Raw genomic sequence first — 1,308 nt, 5'->3', positions numbered from 1 at the left:
GCTTGTGTCTTGAGAGGGGATTAGAATCTGGAGTGAGAGCGGTGAATGGCAAGCTGAATGCCAGAGGTGCCTTGAGCACGTGTGGGAGCACAAGCTGCCATTCACCGTTCCACTTTGGCGAGAGCCCGAACAGTTGGATGAGGGCCTAATCTCGAACCACAAGCGTGGGCCAAGCCAAAGCTCTCTCACACTGTTGAGTCTAGGAGGTTTTGGCGATGGCTTCCTTCTTGGGTATCGATGTTTCCAGTCTTTCCCTTGATGCACTGGTGCGGCCCCAGGGCATCAGGATCAGCGTGCGCAATGATCCAGCGGGCTTTGAGGAACTGGTGAAGAGCCTTCGAGGGCTCAGCATCAAGCGCATCCTTCTGGAAGCTACAGGCGGCTACGAGCTTGATGTCATGCGCTTTCTCCAGAACGCCAGCTACAAGGTCATACGCGTGAACCCCAAGCGAGCCAGATCGTTCGCGGATTCCTTGGGCATCAAGGCCAAGACCGATGCCATCGACGCCGCAGTGCTGGCCCATTTCGCTGAGGTCATTCCAGACAAGCCAACCCTGAAAACAAGCCCTGAAAGGGCCCTGTTACGAGAACTCCTTCAGCAGCGTGATCGCCTGGTCCAACAGCGAGATGACGATCGGCGGCGCCTGAAGCAGGCCCAGTCAGCAATGGTCGCCAATTTCCTGAAAACCAATCTTCAGCACTTTGCATCGCAGATAAAGTTGGTGGAGCAAGCGATCAAGCGGCAGGCCACAGTGCTCAGCGATGAACGGATAGCCAAACTGGACGAAGTCAAAGGCATCGGGATGGTAACCGCGACCAAGCTGGTAGCGCTCTTGCCGGAACTGGGGCACGTGGAGTCCCGGGAAATAGCCTCTTTGGTCGGTGTGGCCCCCTTCAATCACGACAGCGGAAGGTCCGTGGGCAAGCGCTTTATCTCAGGAGGCCGATTTGAGGTCAGGCGTGCGCTGTACATGGCGTGCCTGGTAGCGGTGAAACATAATCCAACGCTCAAAGCCCGATATGAGGCGCTGCGTGGGCGAGGGAAACTTGCCAAGGTTGCGCTTGTAGCCTGCATGAGAATCTTCATCGTGCGCCTCAACGCGATGCTCAGAACGGGCACGCCGTGGCGGGATGACTTACCGCAGCCTGAAAACATGGCGCAAATAACAGCGTGATCCTGTGGGAGCGGGTTACCCGCGAGACGACACCGCGGTGGATGGCACGGGCTTCGCCCGTGTTCGCGGGCAAGCCCGCTCCCACAGGGGGCGCGCCAGCTTTTAGAAATTGAGCAAGACAGTTGCTCCCACA

1 protein-coding gene is annotated in these 1,308 nt (G+C 57.6%); it reads left to right on the top strand.

Annotation, left to right across the window (positions count from 1 at the left end):
• Nucleotides 1-215: 215 nt before the first annotated feature.
• A complete protein-coding gene (locus J5M71_RS25925; protein ID WP_207838279.1) occupies nucleotides 216-1,175 on the top strand; it encodes an IS110 family transposase in 960 nt (319 codons plus the stop codon).
• Nucleotides 1,176-1,308: the final 133 nt, after the last annotated feature.

Origin of the sequence: Pseudomonas sp. 43(2021), assembly GCF_017490805.1 — a bacterium.
Classification (GTDB): Bacteria; Pseudomonadota; Gammaproteobacteria; order Pseudomonadales; family Pseudomonadaceae; genus Aquipseudomonas.
Note: the sequence above shows the minus strand (reverse complement) of the source record. Positions and strands in the feature narration are given on the sequence as shown.

What these genes read in the sequence shown, in the direction of transcription:
- J5M71_RS25925 (WP_207838279.1), top strand. Translation starts at nt 216, where the DNA reads ATGGCTTCCTTCTTGGGTATCGATGTTTCCAGTCTTTCCCTTGATGCA.